Consider the following 20,265-nt stretch of genomic DNA (forward strand, 5'->3'; position numbering starts at 1 on the left):
GACATGAGTGAAACATTTTTCGCGGACCCAAGGCAGGTCGCCGGGCTCGGCCGGCTTACGGCCGAGATCGGACAGCAGACGCTGACGTCCTATCGGTATTTCAATGACCACGGACAATTGACAGGGGTCGACAACGGGGAATTGTTCGGTTCGTTGGCCGTCACGTTCGATGCTCTCCGCGATGTGTGGCGTGATCGGCATGTCCATTTGGCAACGAACTGCGCCGGATTGGGTGACGAACTCAATACCGCGGCCTGGCTTTACGCGGATCAGGAAAAGAAGAACTACGAGGCGCTCAACGCACACACGGACCTGGTACCGGTGCCGTACCCGGACCCGGGTGACGCAGATCGACCGGCGCGGGGGAATGCCGAACCTTACAGCGACTGTGCACATTACGGGTCTCCGGAGGGTATGGATTACCCGGCTCCCGCACACTTCCCCGACGACGTAGCCGACGTCATCGCCGATGCAGCAGGGTGGCTGGGGGACCTCGATTACGCGATCGAGGAGCTGATCGGGCACAGTCCGCTTCGCGAACTCATCGATCCAATAGGCGGAAACTGGAACGATCTGAGACGTCTCGGTGCGGCATACCGGATTGCAGGGGAGGCTATGTCCGCCGGCGGTGATTCTCTCGCCGAAGGGACTTCGCGCGTCGACGAGTTCTGGGACGGGTTGGCTGCCGTCGCGTACAAAGACTACGCCGCACGGCAGATCGCAGCGATGCGCTGGGAGGGTTCGTGCGGTCGCGTCATCGAAGCTGTCGCGGACAGAGCCGCCGACGAAATTCGCAAGTCGGTGTTCACACTCGTGACTACGATGAGAGAACGTCTCGAAGCGCAAGTCGATGTGTCCAGCCCCGCCAAGGTTGCCGAGTTCTTGTCGAAAAAGGTATCGCCGCTGGGGAGCCTTTACCAGATATACAAGATCGCCGACATCTTGTACTCGGGATACACCCTCGCCAAGAAGCTGCTCGATGACATTCGGATGGTCACCGACGCGTTCAACGAATTCCTTTCGCTCGTTGCCAGTCCCAGCGGCTACTTGAACGAGCAGTTCCAGCAGAAACTCGAACCGATCACCAAGGGAATCCACAACGCTCGACTGGTGAAGGACGTGTACGACACCGCGTCCGCCGAGCCCGTCTACAACGTTCCGAAGGATTCTTTCTCGGTCGGAACAGGTAGACAACCATGGGAAGATGCATGAACGCACCGGACGACCCGATCCTGCGCCGCGCGGTACAGAAGATGACCGATGCCTTCGACCGTATGGCACAGACGCGGGCCGTGGTCGAACGGACCCCGCTCTCGTCCATCGACGAACCGCGAAACGTCGACAGTGCTCTGATGTTCGCCATCGCGTCGCTGGCGAGTGCGTCACCCGAACTGAGGGCGTACGCCGGGCGCGTAGCGGCTGGAGAGTGCTCATGGGACGAGATCGAAACCCTGTCCAGGCCTGTACCGCCCGAAATCGGCGAGCTGAAACGAGATCCAGCGCTGATTTGGTTCCCGGCCAAGCAGACTCCACCACCGGACGACGAAGAGCCCTACAGGATTCCGTGGCAATGACCGGCGATCTACCCCCCGATTGTGCGTTTCCGAGGCTCGAGAACGCACAACTAGGGGGTAAATTGCCTACTTGCCCGCAGCATTCGCGACGATGGCGTCGCGAATGTACTGCGCAAGCCCGGGCGTGATGTCGTCGTAGTGCTTGGTGAAGCGCTCGTCGGCGATGTACATCTCGCCGATACAGACCTGCATGTCGTATCCGCAGTCGTAGAAATTCTCGATGCCGGCGCGGTGACGTTCGGCCAAAGCCGCCGCCTGTGGTGAGTCGGTAGCCACTCCCGAGGCCAACGCCGTAGCGAAATCTGCTTCCAGCGCATCGGTTTCGGACTTGATGCGCTTCCAGTCGTCCTTCGTGAACGACGCCGTACGCGCCTGGGACTGCTTCCACTCGTCGGTCTGGCCCCAACGCTGTTCTGCCTCATCGGCGTACTGTTCGCCGGTCCAGTTCTCCCCGAACACTTCGCGTTGCTCTTCGGGACTCAACTGAATTCCCATCTTCTTTGCCTCCATCATCTTGTCCACGGCCGCAGCCATCTGATGCAAGCGATCGATCCGTGCGTCGAGTAGCTCCCGCTGACGCTGCAGATGCGCCATCGCGTCGACCGACGGGTCGTCCAGCAGGGCGGCGATGTCGTCCAGCGCGAAACCGAGTTCGCGGTAGGTCAACACCTGATGCAACCGTTCGACGTCTACTGCCGAATAACTGCGGTAGCCCTTCGCCGTGCGTCCGGACGGCACCACCAGCGAAATCTCGTCGTAGTGGTGCAACGTCCGCACGCTGATTCCGACGAGGCGGGCCACTTCGCCCACCAACATCGTTTCCGAATCGCTCACAGAGGACACTGTGCAGCCTCCCGTGGCGTGAGGGTCAAGAGTTACCGGACCACTCTCTCGCATCCTCCGGTGGGAACGCCGGCCAGACGCTGAGAAAGCCACTCGAACGCGCCCGGCCTACCGCCGCCCTCGGCCACCGTGTGGTCTCCGGGGATCTCTTCCAGATGGACCGACGCACCGGCCGCACACCACTGATCCTGGACGGCCTCGGCGCCTTCCTTCGGGATCAGGAAGTCCTGCAGGCCCTGGTAGATGTAGATCGGTGCCTCGGGCGCGATCTGACCCATCCGGTTCTCCTCGACCACCGCGCGGGTGATCGGATGGTTGAACACGTCGGGCACGTTGGACAGGTTCTGCTGGTCGAACAGTGCGAGTCCGCTGTAGGACAAGACGTCCACACACTGATCCTTCTGCACCAGAGCGAGCCGCTTACCGTTGTCGTTGGCCAGCGACCGCATCTCCGGGTACTCGCGGCTCAGACCGATTGTCGCGGCGGTGAACAGCCCGGAGCCGATACCGCCGTTCAGCGAACGCTGCAGGATCTTGTAGTCGGTAGGAGGCCCGCCGAAGGCCACTCCGACGATGTTCAACTCGGGCGCATACGACGGCGCCAACTGCGCCGCCCATCCCGACGCGATCGCACCGCCCGAGTATCCGGTGATCGCGACGGGGGCGTCCGGTGCGATGCCGACTGCCCGGGACGCTCGCAGCCCGTCGAGCACGGTGTGACCGGAGACCAGACCGGCGGAGTACGCCTGGCGGGGACCTTGATAGTCGGTGACGACGACGGCATACCCGCGAGCCAGCAACTCCTGCATCCGGTCGAGTTCCTTGTTGGTGCCGCGCGGCAGCGTCGACGACGGCGCACACGCGTTGCCCAAGGAATCCGTTGCCTCGTTGTAGGCGACGACGGGCCTGGGGCCTCCGCCGGTCCACGGCGCGTCGGGAACCAGGACCGTCGTCGCGGCCGCAATGGGATTGTTCTTCGAGTCCGTCGAACGGAACAGCAACTGCGTCGAGGTAGCGCCGGGTTGTACCGCAACACTTCTCGTGTTCAGAACGGTCCCGGGTTCACTGCTCTCGAAACCCGCCGGAGGGGTGAACCAGGGGTCACCCAACGGAGTGGGTAGGTAGGCGTCGGGATTGGCGGGAGGGGCGACGAGGTCACCCACTGGATCTGCCTGCGCCGACGGTGCCATCGCGAGCGCTACAGCTGCTGCGCAGGCGACGACGAGTCCCCTGCGTGTGGTCGTTCTCATGAGATTGCCCCACCCTGCTTCGTCTCCAGTGCGCCCCGACGCCTAGGAAAGACCACCGCCCATGGTGCCACACGTCGACGGGTGCCGACCAGGGCAGCGGAATCGGCACTGTGATCCCAGCCACCGACGATGTAGGTTATGTGTAACTCCAAGAACTACTCACCAGTAGGGGTACCGAAATGCCAGCTCCGAGCGCTGCGACCTTCTCGCGGCTCGCCGACTTGATCGCCATTCCCGACGCCGACGCGCGGCCGACGAAATCCATCACGGAGGTGTTCACCGGCAAGGAGCTCGCGACCATTCCCGTCGGGACCGCCGAGGACGTCGTCGGTGCCATCGCTCGTGCTCGGGTCGCGCAGAAGGCATGGGCCAAGCGCCCGGTGTCCGAGCGCGCCGAGATCTTCCACCGGTACCGCGACCTGGTGCTCGCTCATCGCGAGGAACTGATGGACATGGCGCAGGCGGAGACCGGCAAGTCCCGCGCCGCCGCGCAGGAAGAAGTGCTCGACATCGCGATGACGTCGCGTCACTACGCCCGCACCGCAGCCAAGCTGCTGTCACCCAAGCGGGTGGCCGGCATGCTCCCCGTGCTGACGAAGACGACGGTGCGGTACCAGCCCAAGGGCGTCGTCGGGGTCATCTCGCCGTGGAACTACCCGATGACTCTCGCGGTGTCCGACGCCATCGCCGCGCTGCTCGCCGGCAACGGAGTGGTGCTCAAGCCGGATTCGCAGACTCCGTACTGTGCGCTGGCCGTCGTAGAACTCCTCTACAAAGCAGGTCTGCCGCGTGATCTGTTCGCCGTGGTGCCCGGCCCCGGCTCGGTCGTCGGCACCGCCATCGTCGAGAACACCGAATACCTCATGTTCACCGGTTCCACCGCAACGGGCCAGCTCCTCGCCGAGCAGGCCGGGCGTCGGCTCATCGGTTTCTCGGCCGAGCTCGGCGGCAAGAACGCGATGATCGTCGCGCGCGGGGCGAACCTCAGGGAAGTGTCCGACGCCGCCGTGCGCGCGTGCTTCTCCAACTCGGGCCAGCTGTGCATTTCCATCGAGCGCATCTACGTCGAACAGTCCATCGCCGACGAGTTCACCGCGAAATTCGGTCAGCGGGTGCGGGACATGACCCTCGGTGCGGACTACGAGTTCGGCATCGAAATGGGCAGCCTCATCTCCGAGGACCAAGTCAAGACGGTCTCCGCGCACGTAGACGACGCAAAGGTCAAGGGCGCCAAGGTCATCGCGGGAGGAAACGCACGCCCCGACATCGGTCCGCTCTTCTACGAGCCGACCGTCCTGACGAACGTGCCCGCCGACGCGGAGTGTGCCGCGAGCGAGACCTTCGGGCCGCTCGTGTCGATCTACCCGGTGGCCGACGTCGACGAAGCCATCGCGAAGGCCAACGACACCGAATACGGACTCAACGCCAGCGTCTGGGCGAAGACTAAGGCTCAGGGCGAAGCCATTGCAGCTCAGCTGCATTCGGGAACGGTCAACGTCGACGAAGGGTACGCACCCGCTTGGGGCACCACCGGCGCACCGATGGGCGGAATGGGCGTTTCGGGAATGGGCCGACGCCACGGACCCGACGGCCTGCTCAAGTACACCGAATCGCAGACCATCGCCACGACGCGTCTGCTGAACCTCGGCGGCCCCCGCGGATTGCCTCCGAAGTTGTGGGCGAAGATCATGCCTCCCTTCGTGAAGGCACTGAAGTACCTTCCGGGGCGGTAGTCCGGCCCTCTTCGCGCACCGAACGTACCGTTCGGTCACTCCAAGTGACCGAACGTCACGTTCGGTCCGGAAAGGCGGGGAGTGCTCCGACACCGAAAGAGCCCGCACACCGGGGGGTGTGCGGGCTCTTTCGTGTTGTCGAACTAGTTGACGCTGTGGCCGTTCAGTCCGGAGTTGACGTAGTGCTGATGAGGATCAGGGACGTGTGCGTCGCCGAGTACTCGGGCTATTTGATCTTCGCTGAGTCCGAGGCGACGGAGTCGCTCGCAGACGGCGTCGAAGTCGAGCATTTTCGCGTCGAGTTCCTGCTGCAGTGCGACGACTTCGGCGCGGATGGCCTCGGCTTCGTCGAGTGCTTCGAGGGTGTCCTTGGGTTCGGGGAGCAGGAGGTTCAGCAGTCGATCACGTGCATCGGTGCTGAGGCCCTCGAACGGTGCCGAACCTGCTGGTGCTTCGTGGCGCCCGGTTCCGTCGAGCTCTGCTGCGACGTACTCGCGGGTGTCACCGAAGGACGGGACCTCGATGGTCTCTTCGCCTTCGACAGGTGCCTGGGCGAAGTCGATCGTCTTACGCAGCGGGCGGTTCGGGATCATGATGACCGCGAGCAGCGTGACGATGGCGACGAATCCGGCGATCATGAAGATCCGTCCGGTGGCATCGCCGTAGGCGGTGCGGACGACGGCGAGGATCGGTGCGGGCAGCGAGCTCAGGTCGAGTGATCCTCCGCCTGCGCTTCCGGAGCTGTCCACGCCCAGCTGGGCGAGGCCGGCTGCGGACTTCTCGGCGACGCGGGTCGCGAGGAGCGATCCGAGAACCGAGACGCCGATCGCGCCACCGAAGGTGCGGAAGAACGCGACGGTCGACGACGCTGCGCCGATGTTGTGGACGCTGACCGTGTTCTGGACTGCCAGAACGAGGTTCTGCATCAACATGCCGGTTCCGAGTCCGACGATGGTGATGAAGACGCCGACGGTCCACAGGCTGGTTGCGTGGTCGATGGTTCCGAGAAGCAGGAATCCGATGACCAGCAGTACCGATCCGGTGACGATGAACGGCTTCCACTTTCCGAACTTGGTGATGAGCTGGCCGGATCCGACGGAGGCGACGAGCATTCCGAACACCAGTGGGATGGAAAGCAGTCCGGCTTCGGTGGGGGTGTAGCCGCGTGCGGTCTGGAAGTACTGGCCGAGGAAGGTGGTGGCGCCGAACAGGCCGACACCGACTGCGATGGAGGCGATGATGGCGAGGCCGGTGGTGCGCTCGGTGACGATCTTCAGCGGGATGATCGGCGACTTGGCCTTGGCTTCGACGATGACGGTCAGGACGAGCAGCAGAACTCCGCCGCCGACGAGGTAGGCGGTCTCACGGGAGATCCATGCGTAGTAGTCCGCCTTGCCTGCGAACGAAACCCAGACCAGCAGGACCGAGACGCCCGCGGTGAGCAGGAGCGCGCCGAGCCAGTCGATGGAGACGTTCTCCTTGCGTTCGGTCTTGATGTGGAGCGTCTTCTGGAGCAGTCCGAGGGCGATGACGGCCAGCGGAACGCAGACGAAGAAGCACCAGCGCCAGCCGAGGGGGCTGTCGACGATCACGCCGCCGAGGATCGGTCCGCCGGACATGGACACAGCCATGACAGCGCCGGTGTAACCGGAGTAACGGCCGCGGTCACGCGGGGAGACGATGGTGCCGATGATGGCGATGACGAGTGCCGTCAGACCACCCATGCCGATGCCCTGGATGACACGGGCTACGAGCAGCAGTGGCACGTTGTGTGCAAAGCCTGCGATGAGCGAACCAGCGACGAAGATGACGATCGCGCTCTGGACCAGGACCTTCTTGTTGAACAGGTCGGCGAGCTTGCCCCAGATGGGCGTCGATGCTGCGTTGGCGAGCAGAGCGGTGGTGATGACCCAGGAATATGCGGTCTGCGAACCCTGTAGGTCACCGATGATGGTGGGCAGTGCCGTCGAGACGATGGTGGTGCTCAGCAGCGCGGTGAACAGCGCGGCGAGCAGTCCGGTGAGGGCCTCGAGGATCTGCCGGTGGGACATGGCGTCGGGATCGGCCTGTTGAATATTGGGCGGAGCTTCGGTGGTTGACATTGTTCTATCTCGCAATCAGTTTCAAGTGCGCTGTGTCCTGCGCGTCTTCGTTGAATGTGTTGTTGAGTTTCTGAATCGAATCGAGGGCGGCCAGCGCCTCCGTTTCGCTCCAGTCGCTCAACATCTCGCGCAGTCGATTCGCGCGACGGTCCCAGATGACCTTGAGCTTCTCGCCGCCGTGGGACGAGACACGCACGCGTGATGCGCGTTTGTCGTCGGGATCGGGCGTTCGGTCGATGTATCCGAGATCCACCAGGTCTGCGATCTGCCGGCTGAGGGCGGACTGGCTGACGCAGAGCCTGTTGGCGAGGTCGGTCTGTCTGCATTCACCCTCCGTCGCGAGGATGGCCAGAACTCCGGTCAGTGCCTGCGGCAGGGGTGACTCCTCATCTCCGGTGGTCACGGCCCGCTTCAGCGCACGACCGAAGAGAAATACCTCTTCGACCAACGCTTCCGCGGTGGTAGTTCTTACTGCCATGAGGGCTCCAACGGTTCGAGTCAATTACTTGCTGTCCGCAACCATATAGATAAATAGATGAGGTAAACAACTATTTTACCTATCTCGTGGGTCACACCGACGGCGAGAACGGACAATCCGATCGACACCGCGTGCGACGGTAGGGACTACCCCGAAGTCGGCGTGAACATTCCGCGCTCGATGGTCATGATGACGCCGTCGCCCACTGCGGGGCGCGGACCGCGCACCGAGCAGCGGAAGTCGACCCCGTGCGAGTCGACGACGACGTCGCTTGCCTCCCTGCCGAACAGAGACGACGTGATCACGCCTGCGCCACAGTCGTGAGGTGAACCTGGACCGAGGGCGATGTCCGACGGCATGACGGTCAACGTTCCACGGCCCTGCCTAGCGCCTTCGACGACGTCGAGCACTATTTCCAGCGGGTGATCGTCGGCGTGGAATCTGCCGCCGTCGACGACGCCGGTGATGATGTTGGCGTCGGACAGGAACCGTGCGACGAACGCCGAGGAAGGCTGCTGCACCAGTTCCTCAGGGGTGCCGATCTGCGCGATCGAACCACCGTCGAGCACCGCGACACGGTCGGCCAGCGCCAAGGCTTCGTTCCGGTCGTGCGTGACATGGATGACGGTCAGTCCGGCGGCGCGCGTCAGCGAGCGAAGTTCCAGTCTGAGTCGGTCGCGCAGAGGCTCGTCGAGCGCGGAGAGCGCCTCGTCCAGCAACAGTGCCCGCGGCGTCCTCGCCAGAGCCCGCGCCAAGGCAACTCGCTGCCGTTGACCTCCGGACAACGTCGAAGGATCTCTCGATTCGAGACCGGGTAGGCCGACGAGTTCGAGGACTTCGCTCACACGCCGCTTGCGATCCGAGCGCGACATCCCGGCGAGCTCCAACGGGTAGGAGACGTTCTTCCCGACGGTGCGGTGCGGCCACAGAGCGTGCTGCTGGAACACCATGCCCAGTCCGCGATGCTCGGGTGCGATCGGGCGACGCCCACCTGCGACGACGTCGCCGCCGATGGTGATGGTGCCCGACGTCGGCGTCAGAAATCCCGCGACCGTGCGCAGCAGGGTCGTCTTACCGGAGCCGGACGGACCGACCAAGGCGAGGAATTCGCCGTCGGCGATGCGGAGGTCGATGCCGCGCAGACCGACGGCGCCACCGGGATATTCGAGGTCGACGGCATCGAGGGAGATGGCGGACATCAGGCATTCTTCTTTCGGTCGGAGACACCCGCGACGAGGCCGAGTCCGGCGATCCCGACCAGGGCGACGAGAAGGGACAGGGCCGATGCCGCGTTGTAGTCGCCCGCCTGCTGCAGGTTGAAGATCGACACTCCGAGGGTCTGCGTGCCGGGGGCGACGAGGAGAACCGACATGGTGAGCTCGCGCACCGCCGTCAAGCCCACCAGAACGGCACCGGAGGCGGCAGCGGGAATCGTCATCTTCCACGAGACGTCGTACAAGGCTCGTGCGGGTGAGGCGCCGGAGGAGCGGGCGACCTCTTCGAGTTGGAGCGGCGTCGAGAGCAGCGGCGCTCGGACGGCCTGCACGACGATCGCGAGGAACGCCATGACGTAAGCGCACAGGATCACCCAGCGGGTGTCGAACAGGCCGGTCCAACGTCCGACGATCAGCCATCCGACTGCGATGACCAGGCCCGGTATGGCTTGCGGGAGCATCGCGACCAGGTCGAGGCCGGCATTGTCCCGTGAGCGGGTGCGCGTCGTGACGACACCCAGAGTCAGGCCGACCACTCCGCAGATCACCGCAGCGCCGATCGCCAGCATCAGCGAATTCTGGATACCGACAACCGTTCCAGGTGCAGTGACGGCTGCGACGATGGAATCGAGAGTGAGGTTGGCCCACGTCAGGGGAACACCGGGCGCGGGCAGCAATGCCTGGGTGGCGAGCGCGAAGATCGGCAGGGCCGTGATGCTCAGTGCGAGAAGCCAGGTGGCGACGCCCACCGCCGACCGGCTCCGCCCCAACGCGAGCCGAGTCGGGGGAGTGACCGGCCCATCGAGAGCTGCACTGCCGCGGCTGAGTCCTCGGTCCACCGCAACCGCGACCACCGCCAGCAGCAACAGGACGATGCCGATGGCCGAGACCACCTCCAACGGCTGTGCGACGGTTCCCGATTGGATGAACCGATACACCATCGTCGACAACGTCACGTATCGGTCCGGCAGTCCGACGAGGGCGGGAATCCCGAAATCCGCCAGATTCGAGACCGCAACCAACGTGAACGACGCGACCGCGGCCGGCCGAAGCAACGGCAATGTCACGTACGTCAGTGCGCGCAGCGGGCGTGCCCCGGACATCCGCGCAGCCTCTTCGAGGTCACCGGGAATGCGGCGCAGTGCTGCTGCGACGATCAAGTACGCAATGGGATAGGAGTGGATGGTCAGGAGGAAGACCACGCCGTCTCCGCCGTAGACGTTCCACAGTGGTCCGCCGAACCGTTCGGCCCAGAACTTGTTGATCATCCCGCTCGGCCCGAGCAGGCCGGTCCACGCGATCGCCCCGACGAACGGCGGAATCAGCAACGGCGACAGCAGGACGAGCCGCAGCACCGAGCGACCGGGAAGATCCGTCCGGTCGAGCAGCAGGGCCATCGCGACGGCGATCACCACGGCGAACAATGCCGACAGTCCCGCCGACACGACGCTGTTCACGGCGGCGTCGACGATCCCGCCGTCGATCAGTTCACGAACATGGTTGCCGCCCAGCCCGATCGATACCACGGCAGCAATGGGCGCCAGGATCGACACCGACACCACGACCCACAGGAGCAGTCTGAGGGACACCAGACCACTCACATAGGGGTTACCCGACAAGTTCGTTGAACCTCTCGACCGCCTCGGGCTGAGATGCCGTGATCTCGGCGAGATCGGGGTTCAGCAGGTTCAGATCGTCGAGAGCCGGTGCGCCGTCGGGGGTTCCGACGTCACCGCGCACGGGAAGGTACTGTTGCTCGACCGCGAGTTCCTGGCCTTGCTTGCTGACGAGGAAGTCGACGTACTTCTTCGCCGCGTCCTGATTCTTCGAATCGGCGAAGATGCCCGCAGGCTGGGAGATGTACGGAACACCGTCCGTCGGGTACTCGAGCGCGATGGGCGAACCCTTCTCCGCCAGTTCGCGAACCAGATAGTCGACGACGATCCCGATCGGCTGAGTGCCGGCCGCAACGGACTGCCCGACGGGACCGTTGCTCTCGGCGACGATCGGTTCGTTCGCGGCCAGGCCTTCGAGCCACGGCTGACCGAGCGACTCCTCGTTCAACCACACCGCCGTGTTGAATGCCGCCGCACCGGAGACATCCGGATTGGGAAGAGTGATCTGCCCCTTGTACTTCGGGTCGGCGAGTTGCTGCCACGACGTCGGTGGCTCCGACACGGCACCCGTGTTGTAGGCGATCACCGTGGGGATGATGCGAGTTCCGACGTAATATCCGTCCGGATCGACGATTTCCTGGTTCAACGCGGACACGTCCGCGGGGGTGTACTGGAGCAGCAGGTTCTCGTCCTTGTACCCCTCGAACGTCGGTGCGTCCGCAGCCAGGAGCACATCCGCGCCGATCGAACCCGTCTCACGCTCGGAAGCGATACGCGCATTGAGATCTCCGGTGCCGGCGCGGTAGACCTGCACCTCGATGTCCGGATTCGTGGCAGTGAACTCCGCGTTGAGTGCGTCGATCTTCGCCTGCGGTTCGGAGGTGTACACCGTGAGGGTCCCGCCGCTGGACTCCGTGCTGTCGACAGTCGGGTCGGCTGGCTCGGAGCACGCGGACAGCGCAGCTATCGAGGCAATCGAAACGAGGACGCCCACGACCGGGCGGCGAAAAGGTATCACGTGACAAGCTCCCGACGAACGACGAAGCTGACATCGTGACCGTCCCGAACGACGCGAGTCGGTCGCCGCGGGAAACGCGAAGTGGACGGGGCGTGAAGGACTACGCCGTCGTTGCCAGAGCCGCAGCCAAACCGAACGCCACAGCAAGCACGCAGACGTGGAGAGCAGCACGCACGGTCGACTCGTCGGCTTTCGTGCGATGCGCGGCCACCGACACCAGCCAGGTCGCGCGCAACCGTCGGGCAAGCACCACGAGGACGACGAGAAGAACGGTCTTGCCGAGGACGATACGGCCGTATCCGGTGTCGAACAGGGCAGGCAGACCGCCGAGTTTCACAGCAGCGTTGACGGTTCCGCTCACGGCGAGAGTCCACACCGACCACCACGCCAGGCGCGAATACACGGGCAACACTGCGGCCCAGGCGCCCCGGGCGCGCAAGGTCAGGGCCATCGCGGCCAGAACGCCGATCCACACCGACGCCGCCACGGTGTGCACGGACACGAACAACGCGCCGAGGACCTGCTGCGACATGTGCCCGGTGACGGGACGCGCCACGAGCGCGACGACGATGAGGACGACGACGGGTACCGGGGGCAGATCGCGCCGACGCCGCTGCATCGGCGCCGAAGGTGGCGCCGTCCGATACGCGAACAGCGAATACGCCACTGCCGCGGCGGTACAGAGGATCGTCACCACACCCAACTGCCCGACGGTGATGTCGGTCAGGAACGTCGCGAAGTTCGACACCGACAATCTTGCGATACCGCCCCCGAACGACTCGGTTGCTGCCGTCGCCAGCAGTGCCGTTTCCACCGCGGTCCACGTCCCGCCGACGACGACGGCGGTACGCCACACCGAAGGCTTCGATCGATCCGGAAACAGGTCCGTGCGCAGCAGCGCGAGTCCGAGCATCGTCGCGCCGAGGCAGTCCGCGACGACACGGAGCACCGACGACGGGTCGGGGCCGTCGGGGTGGGCGAGCAACCATGCCAGCCCCACCCCGACGATGCCCGCCGCCCCCGCGGCGAGCACCCACCACCGGCGGAACGCGTTCAGCTACTTGTCCTTCGGCTTGCGCAACGCGTAGGCGAGTCCGCCTGCGAAGACGAGGACACCCGCGACGAGGAAGATCCAGACGGGAATTCCCCCGCCGCTGCCGTCGTCGGACTCACCCTCCGTGGCGGCGGATGCGGCGGCGCCCGGCGTGCCGGATCCTTCCGCGGTCAACGTGAATCCCAGTGTCCCACTGATGGGGTGACCGTCGGCCGACGTCACGCGATAGGCGATCGTGTACTCGCCGACCGGTCCGAGTTCGCCGACGTCGACGACGATGCTCTGTCCCTCGATGCGCGGGTCGCCCTTGGACCACAGGTTGCCGTCGGGTCCGACGACGTTCAAGGTCGCGAACTGCGACTGCGGAACCTCGTTGAACGAGATCGACACCTGCGCCGGGCCGGACGCGATCTCGGATCCGTCGGCCGGGTTCGATCCGGTGACCACCGAGTGGGCGGATGCTGTGGGTGCACCGATCAGCAGTGCCGAGATCGCGAGCACCGCGACGATCAGTTTCCTCATGACCGGCGTCCTCGCACAGTCGCGCCGATGCCGAGTGCGGCACCGAGAGCCCCGAGTACCAAGGCTCCGCCGGCGAGCCATCGGGCGGTCGTGTCGGAATCGGAACTCTGTGCTGTCTCCGTCGAATCCGACGCCGCGGCGGAATCGACGGAGTGACCGCCGTGTCCGTCGGAACCGGCGGCTGCGAGTGTCAGCGACGGGGCCGGGTACTCGGGCTCGCTACCGTCGGCGGCCGGTTCCTCGGTCCACTCGACGACCTCGCCGTCGTTGTAGGTCTGAACGGCCGGGAAGCTGACAGTGTCTTCCTCGGGCAGAGGACCCGCGGACAGCAGGAACTGCTGGAATTGGCCGGGAAGCACCTCGGCGCCCGGGCCCGCGGTCCACGTGACCGCGGTGGCGAGGCCCTCGGCGTTCTTGTCCACGACCGAGGTCCACCCCGGAATCGGCTGAGTACGTGCGGAGTTGAGGCCCGGTAGTTCGACCCGGACCGACGACGTCGCGGCGGTGTCGGATTCGGTGGGGACGCGGAAGGTCAGGACGGCGTAGCCGCCCTGCGCGGCGTCGGGCGCGGCGACCGTCACGTGTGCGGAGGCTGCACCCGCTCCGACGACGAGGGCGAGTGACGCGGTGCCTGCGATGATCGAGGCACGACGAACGAAGCTGTTCATGGCATGGGTACTTTCTCGAAAGACGATGTGGCAGAGATGATCGGAGAGTCACGCCGGCGTCGGCGGGCCACGTCTCGAGATGGATGTCGTGAACTCGAATGGTGCACGGGGAAGTGGGCTCGCGATCTCGACGGCGAGCCCGGGTGGAACGGCGAGGCGTTGCGGCGGGTCCAGTACCGATCGGACGACGGCGGTGATGGGCCCGTACAGCCGCTCGGCCGCGCACACCAACACCGCAGCCAGCGCCGATGCGGCAACGTGGAATGCAGCCATGGCCGGGCTCGGCAGAATGGTATGGCCGTGAATCGTCGCGTGCGGGTCGCCGACGACCAGAGCGACGTGCGACGCGAACTGGCCGAGCACCATCCCCGCGAGAAGCAGGGGCACGGTCGCGCGGCCGGACCGCGGCACAGCGGACACGGCGCCGATCCCGAGGCCCACGATCAGTACCAGCACAGCCGCGGAGCCCGACGGATACCCGCCGTCGGCCCACCCGTGCGCTGCCACGGACAGTGACACCGTCGTCGCGCCGACAGCTCCGCCGCGAAGCGAAGCATCGGGCGACTTCATGGAACCGGAGGTACTACCGAACGCCGAGACGAGCCAGAAGGTCGGCTTCGATGCCGTCCAGCTCGGCCGAGATGGCGTTGTGCGCAGCCTTGCGACGTGCGGGAGGCATCTGTTCCGACGTCCGCACCGCGGTACCCAGATCCGTGAGGCGCTGGGAGATCGCGTCGGAGAACTTGCGGGTCTCGGCGTCGGAGCTGTTGGCCGTGACCTGGGCAAGCGACTTCTCCGAACCGGCGATACGTGCGCTCAGCTTCGCGCCGTAGCCGCTGTACTCGCTCAGCTCGGCGGGGTTGACGCCCAGCTTGCCTGCCTTGCGCTCGTCCAGACGGTTCCGCAGGACCGCAGCGCCGCGGTAGACGATGGGCGTCAGAACGGGGATCAACACCCGTGCAATCGAGATGTACTTGCGCACCTGAGCCGCGTTGAACGACCCCTGCAGCGCTGCCTTCTGCTGCGCCTGAAGTGTCCTGATCTGCGCCTTCTCGACGTTCTTCTGCGACTTGGCCTCGACCGCGCTCAGCTTGTTCTGTGCCTTCGCGATGGACTTCAGTTGCTTGCGCTCGTTCTTCGCTCCGAGCTTGGCCTCGAGTGTTGCCTTGTGCTTGAGCGCCTTGGCCTCGGCCTTACGAGTGGCACGACCCTTGCGCTTGCGGAACAACCCCATCGACAAGGCCCCTAACGTCAGCTTCGGTACGGTTCGGGCGCGGTATTCGCGCTGGCTGACACACAGCCTATCGCTGACGCAGCGGTGGGTCGCATGGGGCGTGTCGGTGCGGGGACATAGGCTCATCAACTGTGAACAGCCAGCCTGTCGCGGCGACACGGTCAGCCGGAATGCGGTCGTCGGTACTCATCGACGCCGGGTCCCTGACGCGGTGCCGTCACCGGCTGTACCTGGACACGGCCTACTCCGCGCTGCAGCGCGACGAACCGGAGAATCCCGGCGTCCGGCAACGGCGTGAGGCCGCGGCGGCCCACCGGGAGGCCACCCGTGCCGCCTTCGCAGCCACCGAATCCGGGTGGACGGAGATCGACGCCCCCGACGCCAGGTCGGCGTCGGAGATGACGATGGCGGCGTGCAGGCGCAAGGCCCGTTGGATCTGGAACGCCGTGCTTCCCCTCGATCACGAGCACGGTCGACGCGGCCGCAGCGAGATGCTGATGCTCGATCCGTCCGGTGCCGGATACATCCCGGTCATCGTCGTCAACCACAAGGTCACCGACCCCGGCCGGGGAGCGACCACCACTCCGTTCGACCGATGGACACCGAGCGTCGACGAGACCCGCAAGGTTCGCAGTCAGCTGCGGGACCAACTGCGCCTCGCGCATCTCTACCGAATGCTCGAACGTGAAGGCCTCGCCTCTCCCACTGCAATCGGCGGTGCAATCGGATATCGCGCCGAGTGCATCCTCGTTCACGACCTCGAGACCGTGTTCGCAGAATACGATTCACGATTCGCGGACCGTCTCGCCGTCGCGCGGGGTGAGAGCTTCACCGTGCCCTCCCAGGTGAGCGAGTGTCGGTCGTGCTCATGGTGGTCGGACTGCAAACCGCAGCTCACCGCCAACCGCGACGTGTCGCTGGTGGCGTCGGGGATGCGTGCGGAGGTGTTGCGCGAGCACGGCGTCTTCACCATCGACGACCTCGCCGACTGGACCGGACCGGAACCGGAGGACTGGCCGTTCGGCAGCTTCGACGACGCCGTTGCCGCAGCGACGGCGTGGCGCGCGGATGTTCCGCTTCTGCGCCGGACCGAGAGAACGACGGTCCACCGCGCTGACGTCGAGGTCGACGTGGACATGGAGAGCTACCAGGAGCACGGCGCCTACCTGTGGGGCACGCTGCTCACCGAGCAGGGAGGGCAGCCCCCGGTCTACCGAGGATTCGTCACGTGGGATCCGCTGCCGACCGTCGACGAGGGGCGATCGTTCGCGGAATTCTGGGGCTGGCTGATGGGCAAGCGCCGTGACGCCGCCGAACGCGGTAAAACCTTTGCTGCGTACTGCTATTCGCGCCAGGCCGAGGACAAGTGGCTTCTTGATTCTGCCCGACGCTTCGGCGCCGTTCCCGGCGTTCCCACCGAGGCCGAGATCCGCGAATTCATCGACAGCGAACAATGGGTGGACATCTACCAGGCAGTCAGCGACCAATTTATCTGCCCCGGCGGCAAAGGGCTGAAGAAAATTGCCCCCGTCGCCGGCTTCACCTGGCGTGACGACGAAGCCGGCGGCGAGGCGTCCATGGGCTGGTACCGCGACGCCGTCGGCTACGACGGAGAACCCGACCTCAGTCAGCGCGAACGGTTACTCGTCTACAACGAAGACGACGTCCAAGCCACGAAAGTCCTGCGCGAGTGGATGACCGACCGCGCGGACCTCGAAATCCCCACCCTCGAATCCTTGCGCAACGGAGCCTGAAATCGCGGCTGCCGAAACCCGGATGCGCTTACCGCGGCGCCATGCGGATTGCGCCGTCCATGCGGATGGTTTCGCCGTTGAGGTAGTCGTGCTCGGCGAGCATCTGCACGAGCTGTGCGTACTCCGCCGGCTGTGCGAGGCGCGAGGGGAACGGGACGCTGGCTTCGAGGCCCTTGCGGTATTCCTCGGTGACGCCGGCGAGCATCGGGGTGTCGACGATTCCGGGGGCGATGGTGTTGACGCGGATGCCGACCTGGGCGAGGTCGCGGGCCGCGGTGATGGTCATCGCGTGCACGCCGCCCTTCGATGCCGTGTACGCGATCTGGCCGATCTGGCCTTCGAAGGCGGCGACGGAGGCGGTGTTGACGATGATGCCGCGCTGCCCCGCGTCGTCGACCGTCGGGAGTGACTGAATTCGGTTGGCGGCGAGGCGCATCACGTTGAACGTGCCCAGCAGGTTGATGGTGATGACGGTGCGGAAGAGCTCGAGCTCGTGCGGGCCCTTCTTCGACAGGATGCGTCCCGCCCAGCCGACACCGGCGCAGTTGACGACGATGCGCAGGGGCACCCCGGACGCGGTGATGGTGTCGAGGGCTGCCTCGACGTCGGCTTCGCTGGTGACGTCGGCGGCGATGAGCGTGACACCGTCGGGCACGCTGTCGCCCGCCCGCTCGATCGACTGCGCCAGGTCGAGGCCGAACACCGTCACCCCGGCGTCGGCGAGGCGCTTGGCCGTTGCCGCACCGAGGCCGGACGCCCCGCCTGTGACCAACGCTGCTGTTCCCGAAATCTCCACGTGCACATCTCCTCGACTAGAGCGGTGGACGATCGGCGCAAACGATCAGCGCTGACCGTGATTGTCTCGTTCTGCACCATAACCGGACAGCAGTGAGCCGCAGCCGGCGGAGTGACAGAAGTGCAGTGGATCACACTCGGTGTCAGTGGCTGATTTCGCGGGCGCGACCGTCGTGCTCGTACTCGATTCGGTAGGTCCGGTCGGAATCGACCAGCATCGTGGCGAGGGCGGGCCGCCCTGCCGGGAGCAGGCGCACAGTGGCCGATCCGCTCGCCATCCCGTCGATGTGCTCCGCTGCGGAGTCGACGACGAGGTCGCGCACCGCGGGGTCGAGTTCGACGTCGGCGCGGTCGTCGAGGAGTACGACGCTGACGCCGCGGTCGCGTGCCGTCCGCACCGACGTACGTAGTCGATCGGTGACAAGAGCGCGCGCTCGCAACGAATCCCGCAACTCGGCTTCGAGCAGGGTGTACGACGCGATCTCCTCGGGAGCCAGGTCGGGGCCGTGGACGGTCCGTTCGAGGAGTGGGCGAGCGAGTTCGTCGAGCCGACGCAGTTGCGAGTCACGCTCTTCGAGCACGGCTGCGGCGGCCGCCTCGGATGCGACTCGCGACGTCGACTGGTCACGCAGCGCGAAAACGGAGCGAGCGAGGGGCCGGAGCGTGAACGCGAAGAACGTCGACATCAGCAGCGGGGCAGCGTTGATGACGCCGAAGGCGATGCCGTAGGCGGCGCCCTGCCCGGTCTGGACGGACCAGAAGATCGTCACGGCAACCGTCGTCCCCAGTCCGGCCCACGCTGCCGACGTTCGTCCTCGGACGCACAGGGCCGTGAACAATGCGACGCTCGTGCCCAGCGGCCAGGTCTGCAGTGGGCTGCTGACCGGAACGGGAATCACGCTGTAAGTCAACGCGCAGCTGACGGGGCCGAGGGCAGCGATGAATACGGTGTACCGCCACGGCAGTGGATCTCCTGGTGCGGTGATCATCGTGACTGCACCGATCGAGCACAACCCAGCGGAGACGAAGATCGGCCAAGGGGAGCTCACTCCCTCCAACGTCGCTGCGGCGCAGAGAAAACACGTGAAGATGTAGAGGGCGACCAGTCCCGTCGCGAATCGCGACCGCAGTCCGATGAGGTCGCGAATATCCTGACCCGAGCCGTCCTGACACGCGTCGTGCGTGCTCCGGGTGCCGTTCACGACGGTGCCGACCAGTGCAGTGCCACCGTCGTGCCACCGTCGTTCTTGTCCGACTCGACGCGCGCGGAGCCACCGGGCAGGCTGCGCATGCGTCCGACGATGCTCACCGCGATCCCCATGCGATGCGGCGCGACCGAGGTGGGGTCGAACCCGGACCCGTCGTCGGACAGCACGATGGAGATGTCGTCCCTCGTCAGCGACAACGTTGCGACCCGCGTCGCGTCGGAACCTGCGTGCGTGACGCTGTTGCGAACTGCCTCGGCCAAGGCGGCACTGGCCGTGCGGATGACCTCGGCGGGATACAGAGCGTCGGTGCGTGATTCGACGGCGATTTCGATCTCCTCGTCGACATTCGTTGCGGCCGAACGTAACCGGGCAAGCGCCTCGTCGACATCGAACGTCGTGGCGGACGAGTGGTTTCGCAGCGAGTCCAGCTGAGCGAGAGTGTGCTCGGTCTGTCGGATCACGCCCTCGGTGCGTCCGAGGCGAGCCACCGCGAGAAGGGAGGACAACACGCCGTCGTGGATGAGGGCGTCGAAACGCTCACGCTCGACGGCGCGGGCGCTGACGGCAGCCTCCGTCGCCGCCTGTCGGTGGGTGGTTTCGCGCGTGCTGTCGAGAATGCGTGCGGTGCGGATGACGCCCAAGGTGGCGGCCACGAAGATGGAGCAGAACATCAGCGCGAACGTGATGTCCGCCAGCAACGGGCCGTCCAGCAGTGGACCACGGAGAATGTTGATGCTGAGCTGAACCGAGACGACAGTGACGGTCAGCTGTGCGAAAGCCAACCATGACGGCAGCGACGCGGCCGCGGCCAGTCCAGCCAGGCCGGGGAACGACGCCAGGGGCATTCCGTTGGTGTCGACGACGGAGCTGTCCCACGCGAGCCACCAGCTCAGCGCGGCGGCCAGGAAGGTGAAGGTCGCTACGGCACCGGTGACGCGGATCCACCTGGTGTCCGTGGCCAGGGAAGCCACTCCCATGGACAGACCTGTTCCGAACACGGCGACCATCGCTGCGGGCGTCCACCAGGATTCCGTCACGTAGGCGGTGCGGAGGAAATCCGGCAGCAGAATCGCGAAATAGATGAGGTAACCGGCGGCGACGAAGCGCGCTACCGTCCGGAGAAGCCGATCCGACGACGTGTTGTCGTCGTGGGTGGTGCGGCGCGTCCTGCTGGGATCGTGGTCGATGGTTGTCATGTGCCC

General features: G+C 65.5%; 19 protein-coding genes. 4 read left to right on the forward strand and 15 right to left on the reverse strand.

The genetic code is table 11. The features are described 5' to 3' along the window. Positions 1-3: 3 nt before the first annotated feature. On the forward strand, positions 4-1,212 hold the full coding sequence (locus CH289_RS09705) for a hypothetical protein (protein ID WP_019667053.1): 1,209 nt from the start codon (positions 4-6) through the stop codon (positions 1,210-1,212). Beyond that, complete coding sequence (locus CH289_RS09710; RefSeq protein ID WP_019667054.1) at positions 1,209-1,574, forward strand: hypothetical protein; 366 nt, start codon at positions 1,209-1,211, stop codon at positions 1,572-1,574. The genes CH289_RS09705 and CH289_RS09710 overlap by 4 nt, the downstream gene beginning before the upstream one ends. 66 nt (positions 1,575-1,640) lie before the next feature. On the opposite strand, the gene CH289_RS09715 is transcribed toward CH289_RS09710, so the two are convergent. Together CH289_RS09715 and CH289_RS09720 are read right to left on the reverse strand one after the other, a co-directional pair. Beyond that, positions 1,641-2,390, reverse strand: a complete 750-nt coding sequence (locus CH289_RS09715) for a MerR family transcriptional regulator (RefSeq protein WP_019667055.1) — start codon at positions 2,388-2,390, stop codon at positions 1,641-1,643. 59 nt (positions 2,391-2,449) lie between these two features. Further along, positions 2,450-3,667, reverse strand: coding sequence for a lipase family protein (locus CH289_RS09720; RefSeq protein ID WP_019667056.1), 1,218 nt, complete (start codon positions 3,665-3,667; stop codon positions 2,450-2,452). Positions 3,668-3,846: 179 nt separating this feature from the next. Here CH289_RS09720 and CH289_RS09725 point away from each other — a divergent pair, with 179 nt between their 5' ends. Beyond that, on the forward strand, positions 3,847-5,400 hold the full coding sequence (locus CH289_RS09725; protein ID WP_019667057.1) for a succinic semialdehyde dehydrogenase: 1,554 nt from the start codon (positions 3,847-3,849) through the stop codon (positions 5,398-5,400). 143 nt (positions 5,401-5,543) lie between these two features. On the opposite strand, the gene CH289_RS09730 is transcribed toward CH289_RS09725, so the two are convergent. From CH289_RS09730 to CH289_RS09775, 10 genes are all read right to left on the reverse strand, one after another. Continuing rightward, the gene (locus tag CH289_RS09730) at positions 5,544-7,502 is read right to left on the reverse strand and encodes an MDR family MFS transporter (RefSeq protein ID WP_019667058.1); all 1,959 of its coding nucleotides are present in this window, start codon (positions 7,500-7,502) and stop codon (positions 5,544-5,546) included. A 4-nt stretch (positions 7,503-7,506) separates the two neighbouring features. Beyond that, a complete protein-coding gene (locus CH289_RS09735; protein ID WP_020112318.1) occupies positions 7,507-7,980 on the reverse strand; it encodes a MarR family winged helix-turn-helix transcriptional regulator in 474 nt (157 codons plus the stop codon). Positions 7,981-8,126: 146 nt separating this feature from the next. Then, complete coding sequence (locus CH289_RS09740; protein ID WP_020112319.1) at positions 8,127-9,179, reverse strand: ABC transporter ATP-binding protein; 1,053 nt, start codon at positions 9,177-9,179, stop codon at positions 8,127-8,129. Continuing rightward, a complete protein-coding gene (locus CH289_RS09745; protein ID WP_094727832.1) occupies positions 9,179-10,795 on the reverse strand; it encodes an ABC transporter permease in 1,617 nt (538 codons plus the stop codon). The genes CH289_RS09740 and CH289_RS09745 overlap by 1 nt, the downstream gene beginning before the upstream one ends. A 7-nt stretch (positions 10,796-10,802) precedes the next feature. Next, positions 10,803-11,804: an ABC transporter substrate-binding protein gene (locus CH289_RS09750; RefSeq protein ID WP_033189374.1), complete on the reverse strand. Its 1,002-nt coding sequence runs from the start codon at positions 11,802-11,804 to the stop codon at positions 10,803-10,805. A gap of 124 nt (positions 11,805-11,928) precedes the next feature. Further along, positions 11,929-12,861 (reverse strand): CopD family protein, encoded by a 933-nt coding sequence (locus CH289_RS09755; RefSeq protein WP_094727833.1) that lies wholly within the window; start codon positions 12,859-12,861, stop codon positions 11,929-11,931. A 24-nt stretch (positions 12,862-12,885) separates the two neighbouring features. Next, positions 12,886-13,404 (reverse strand): copper resistance CopC family protein, encoded by a 519-nt coding sequence (locus CH289_RS09760; protein ID WP_020112323.1) that lies wholly within the window; start codon positions 13,402-13,404, stop codon positions 12,886-12,888. After that, the gene (locus CH289_RS09765; RefSeq protein WP_094655135.1) at positions 13,401-14,072 is read right to left on the reverse strand and encodes a YcnI family copper-binding membrane protein; all 672 of its coding nucleotides are present in this window, start codon (positions 14,070-14,072) and stop codon (positions 13,401-13,403) included. Before CH289_RS09765 ends, CH289_RS09760 begins: the two co-directional genes overlap by 4 nt. Positions 14,073-14,120: 48 nt before the next feature. After that, complete coding sequence (locus tag CH289_RS09770; protein WP_094727834.1) at positions 14,121-14,642, reverse strand: hypothetical protein; 522 nt, start codon at positions 14,640-14,642, stop codon at positions 14,121-14,123. A gap of 13 nt (positions 14,643-14,655) precedes the next feature. Further along, the gene (locus CH289_RS09775) at positions 14,656-15,306 is read right to left on the reverse strand and encodes a DUF6474 family protein (RefSeq protein WP_019667066.1); all 651 of its coding nucleotides are present in this window, start codon (positions 15,304-15,306) and stop codon (positions 14,656-14,658) included. A 170-nt stretch (positions 15,307-15,476) separates the two neighbouring features. Between CH289_RS09775 and CH289_RS09780 the strand changes: the two genes are divergently transcribed. Then, positions 15,477-17,060, forward strand: a complete 1,584-nt coding sequence (locus tag CH289_RS09780; RefSeq protein ID WP_037140991.1) for a TM0106 family RecB-like putative nuclease — start codon at positions 15,477-15,479, stop codon at positions 17,058-17,060. A 28-nt stretch (positions 17,061-17,088) separates the two neighbouring features. Here CH289_RS09780 and CH289_RS09785 read toward each other — a convergent pair whose 3' ends face one another. From CH289_RS09785 to CH289_RS09795, 3 genes are all read right to left on the reverse strand, one after another. Further along, positions 17,089-17,856, reverse strand: a complete 768-nt coding sequence (locus CH289_RS09785; RefSeq protein ID WP_019667068.1) for an SDR family NAD(P)-dependent oxidoreductase — start codon at positions 17,854-17,856, stop codon at positions 17,089-17,091. A gap of 142 nt (positions 17,857-17,998) precedes the next feature. Then, positions 17,999-19,057, reverse strand: a complete 1,059-nt coding sequence (locus CH289_RS09790; RefSeq protein WP_094727835.1) for a hypothetical protein — start codon at positions 19,055-19,057, stop codon at positions 17,999-18,001. Beyond that, complete coding sequence (locus CH289_RS09795) at positions 19,054-20,259, reverse strand: sensor histidine kinase (protein WP_019667070.1); 1,206 nt, start codon at positions 20,257-20,259, stop codon at positions 19,054-19,056. Before CH289_RS09795 ends, CH289_RS09790 begins: the two co-directional genes overlap by 4 nt. Between the last annotated feature and the right edge of the window lie 6 nt (positions 20,260-20,265).

The organism is Rhodococcus sp. RS1C4 (assembly GCF_002258225.1).
GTDB lineage: Bacteria > Actinomycetota > Actinomycetes > Mycobacteriales > Mycobacteriaceae > Rhodococcoides > Rhodococcoides fascians_E.